The 593-nt window shown below is 62.7% G+C and carries 1 pseudogene; it reads right to left on the bottom strand.

Going from position 1 to position 593, the window contains the following annotated elements:
- Window positions 1-593 (bottom strand): annotated as a pseudogene (locus ACZIRK_RS45410) (IS5 family transposase); the annotation flags it as partial.

The raw sequence follows: 593 nt of genomic DNA, 5'->3' as shown, positions 1-593 counted from the left end.
GGGTTTGTTGAGCGGATATTTGATTGCCCGTGAGGGGTTGTTCGGAATGACGGCTTGAGCGCCTTTTGCGGCGATCGCGGATCGCAAGGCATCGGAATCGTAGGCGGCATCGCCCATCACGACCTCCGCCGGGAGCCCCTCGATGAGCGGCTGGGCCTGAGGCGCATCGCCGGCTTGACCTGCCGTTAGGAAGAAGCGGACCGGGCAACCTAAGCCCCGGACAGCCATATGGATTTTTGTCGTCAGGCCGCCGCGCGAACGCCCGATGGCCTGATTTTGAGCCCCCCTTTTGCGCCGCTGGCGTGCTGGTGGGCGCGGACGATGGTGGAGTCAACGATCAGGTATTCGAAGTCCGGATCATCCGCGAGCGCTTCGAACATACGTAGCCAGACCCCCTTGGCGCTCCACCGGCTGAAGCGCCGGAAGACGCTGTTCCATTCGCCAAACGCTTCGGGCAGATCACGCCACGGCGAACCGGTTCGCACGATCCATAACACGCCCTCGACAAACATCCGGTTGTCGCGGCCTGTCGAACCACGCTGGTCCGGCCGACCGATGATCAAGCCGGAGATACGGTCCCATTGCGTGTCGTT

This window comes from Bradyrhizobium sp. Leo114, from assembly GCF_055229415.2.
This window is presented reverse-complemented; position numbering and strand designations above follow the sequence as displayed.